Origin of the sequence: Amycolatopsis alkalitolerans (genome assembly GCF_006152065.1) — a bacterium.
Taxonomy (GTDB): domain Bacteria; phylum Actinomycetota; class Actinomycetes; order Mycobacteriales; family Pseudonocardiaceae; genus Amycolatopsis_E; species Amycolatopsis_E alkalitolerans.
This window is the reverse complement of record NZ_VDFW01000066.1, coordinates 1-3,337: the sequence shown is the minus strand read 5'-3', so window position 1 is coordinate 3,337 and position 3,337 is coordinate 1. Positions and strand designations below refer to the sequence as shown.

At 69.1% G+C, this 3,337-nt stretch carries 4 protein-coding genes; all 4 read left to right on the top strand.

Going from position 1 to position 3,337, the window contains the following annotated elements; genetic code table 11:
* Positions 1–2,065: translation initiation factor IF-2 (gene infB, locus FG385_RS33615; protein ID WP_139100854.1), on the top strand; the 2,065-nt coding region annotated here is incomplete at its 5' end.
* A gap of 177 nt (positions 2,066–2,242) precedes the next feature.
* Positions 2,243–2,536: a DUF503 domain-containing protein gene (locus FG385_RS33610; protein ID WP_139100855.1), complete on the top strand. Its 294-nt coding sequence runs from the start codon at positions 2,243–2,245 to the stop codon at positions 2,534–2,536.
* A 20-nt stretch (positions 2,537–2,556) separates the two neighbouring features.
* Positions 2,557–3,009 carry a 30S ribosome-binding factor RbfA gene (rbfA, locus tag FG385_RS33605; RefSeq protein ID WP_139100853.1) on the top strand — a complete coding sequence of 151 codons (453 nt, stop codon included), beginning with the start codon at positions 2,557–2,559 and terminating at the stop codon, positions 3,007–3,009.
* Between the two features lie 118 nt (positions 3,010–3,127).
* Positions 3,128–3,274 (top strand): hypothetical protein, encoded by a 147-nt coding sequence (locus FG385_RS34170; protein ID WP_160148958.1) that lies wholly within the window; start codon positions 3,128–3,130, stop codon positions 3,272–3,274.
* The last annotated feature ends 63 nt before the right edge of the window (positions 3,275–3,337 follow it).

Genomic DNA, 3,337 nt, shown 5'->3' with positions numbered 1-3,337 from the left:
CGGCGGTGGCGGTTACCGCGGTGGCGGTGGCGGTGGCGGCGGCTTCCGGGGTGGTCCCGGTGGCGGCGGCGCGCCCGCCGGTGGTGGCGGCGGCGGTTTCCGTGGCGGCGGCGGCGGCCGTGGTGGCGGTGGCCGCGGCGGTACGGCCGGTGCCTTCGGCCGCCCGGGCGGTCCCTCGCGCAAGGGCCGCAAGTCGAAGCGGCAGAAGCGCCAGGAGTACATGGACAACATGCAGGCGCCCAGCGTCGGCGGTGTGCGGCTGCCCAAGGGCAGCGGCGAGACCATCCGCCTGCCGCGCGGTGCCTCGCTGACCGACTTCGCGGAGAAGATCGACGCGAACCCGGCTTCGCTGGTGCAGGTGCTGTTCCACCTCGGTGAGATGGTGACGGCCACGCAGTCGGTGTCCGACGAGGTCCTGGAGCTGCTGGGCTCCGAGATGAACTACGACGTGCAGGTGGTCAGCCCCGAGGAGGAGGACCGCGAGCTGCTGGAGACCTTCGACATCACCTACGGCGAGGACGCCGGTGACGAGGAGGACCTGCAGGTCCGGCCGCCCGTCGTGACCGTCATGGGTCACGTCGACCACGGTAAGACCCGCCTGCTCGACACGATCAGGAAGACGAAGGTGCGCGAGGGCGAGGCCGGCGGCATCACCCAGCACATCGGCGCCTACCAGGTGCAGACCGAGCTGGACGGCACGGAACGGCTCATCACCTTCATCGACACCCCTGGTCACGAGTCGTTCACCGCGATGCGTGCCCGCGGCGCGCAGTCCAGTGACATCGCGGTGCTCGTGGTCGCCGCCGACGACGGCGTCATGCCGCAGACGGTGGAGGCGATCAACCACGCCCAGGCGGCCAAGGCGCCGATCGTGGTCGCGGTCAACAAGATCGACAAGGAAGGTGCCAACCCGCAGAAGATCCGCCAGCAGCTCACCGAGTACGGGCTCGTGGCCGAGGAGTACGGCGGCGACACCATGTTCGTCGACATCTCCGCCCGCGAGAACATCAACATCGACGGGCTGCTCGAGGCGATCCTGCTGACCGCCGACGCGGCGCTGGACCTGCGGGCCAACCCCGACATGGAGGCCCAGGGCGTCGCGATCGAGGCGCACCTGGACCGCGGACGCGGCCCGGTGGCCACGGTGCTGGTGCAGCGCGGCACGCTGCGCGTCGGTGACTCGGTGGTCGCGGGCGACGCCTACGGCCGCGTGCGCCGGATGGTCGACGAGTACAACGAGGACGTCACCGAGGCACTGCCCTCGCGTCCGGTGCAGGTCATCGGGTTCACCTCGGTGCCGGGCGCCGGTGACACGTTCCTGGTGGTCGACGAGGACCGGGTCGCCCGGCAGATCGCCGAGCGGCGCCAGGCCCGCATCCGCAACGCCCAGAACGCGGCGCGGCGGAAGAGGGTCAGCCTCGAGGATCTGGACTCCGCGCTGAAGGAGACCTCGACCCTCAACCTGATCATCAAGGGTGACAACTCGGGTACCGTCGAGGCGCTCGAAGCGGCGCTGCTGCAGCTGGACGTCGGCGACGAGGTCGAGCTCAACGTGGTGCACCGCGGCGTCGGTGGCGTGACCGAGTCGGATATCGACCTCGCGACCGCATCCGACGCGATCGTGCTCGGGTTCAACGTGCGGGCCCAGGGCAAGGCGACCGAGCGGGCCAACCGCGAGGGCGTCGACGTCCGGTACTACACGGTGATCTACCAGGCGATCGAGGAGATCGAGCAGGCGCTCAAGGGCATGCTCAAGCCGGAGTACGAGGAGGTCGAACTCGGCAAGGCGGAGGTCCGCGAGGTCTTCAAGTCCTCGAAGTTCGGGACCATCGCCGGCTGCCTGGTCACCTCCGGCGAGATCCGGCGCAACGCGAAGGCCCGGCTCATGCGCGACGACGTGGTCATCGCGCAGAACCTGTCGATCAGCTCGCTGCGGCGGTTCAAGGACGACGTGGTCGAGGTGCGCGACGGCTACGAGTGCGGTCTGACGTTGGGGTCCTACAACGACGTCAAGGTCGGTGACGTGGTCGAGACCTACGAGCAGCGCGAGAAGCCGCGCGCGTAGAGGCTTCGGGATCGGGCGAGTGTGCTCGCGCGGTGTTCTGCGGGACACCCGCACCCGAGCCGGCTCGCCCGGTCCCTTCGCCGTGTCCTTTGGGGGTCGGACCCCCAAACTCCGTCCAGGGGGGCAAGCCCCCTGGACCCCGCGGTGGTTGCGTTCGGCATGAGGGGCCTGAGGTCATTGTTCGTTGGAGCGCTCGAGTTCGACCTGCTGCTGGGCGACGTCCGGTCGCTGAAGCAGAAGCGCTCGGTCGTGCGGCCGCTCGTCGCCGAGTTGCACAAGCGGTTCGAGGTGGCGGTCGCCGAGGCCGGGCATCTTGACCTGCATCGCAGGGCCCTGCTCGGAGTCGCGGCGGTGGCGGCCGACGGCGAGCATGTTCGTGACGTGCTCGACGAGTGCGAACGTTTCGTCGCGGGCAGGCCGGAGGTGGAGCTCCTCTCGGCCCACCGGCGGCTGCTGGGGCCAGAGGATTAGGAGAAAGTAGGAGATGCGCGATGGCTGATCCGGCGCGTGCGCGGAGGCTGTCCAAGCGGATCTCGCAGATCGTGGCTTCGGCCATCGAGCACGAGATCAAGGACCCGCGGCTGAACAACGTCACGATCACCGACACCAGGGTGACCGCCGACCTGCACGACGCGACCGTGTACTACACGGTGCTGGGGGAGAACCTCGAGTCCACTCCGGACTTCGCGGGCGCGGCCGCCGCGCTCGAGTCGGCACGCGGGGTGCTGCGCAGCAAGGTCGGCCAGGGCACCGGGGTGCGCTTCACCCCGACGCTGACCTTCGTCGCGGACACCATTCCCGAGACGGCGCACCAGATCGAGGTGCTGCTGGCGAAGGCCCGCGAGGCCGACGCCGAGGTCGCCCGCCGCTCGTCCGGCGCCCGGCACGCCGGCGACCCGGACCCATATCGAGCGCCGCGCGAGGACGAGGAAGACGAGGACTGACCGCCGGTTCGGGGCGGGCCACCCGCAGGGGTGGTCCGCCCCGAACTCCGCGTCGTGACCGCCTGCCTCGGTGTTCTGAACGTAGATCCCGGTATCGCGAAATGTTGAACTCGCTGTCTTGAGCGTCGATCTCGCCGTCTTGAGCGTCGATCTCGCCGTCTTGAGCGTCGATCTCGCCGTCTTGAGCGTCGAACTCGCCGTCTTGAGCGTCGAACTCGGCGTCCCGAACGTAGATCTCGGGGGGATTAGGGGCAATGCCGCGTAGTTAGTGGTCTTGGTAGGTCGTCAACCGTCAAGGATCTGGACGGTGATGGTGGTTGTGTAGTTG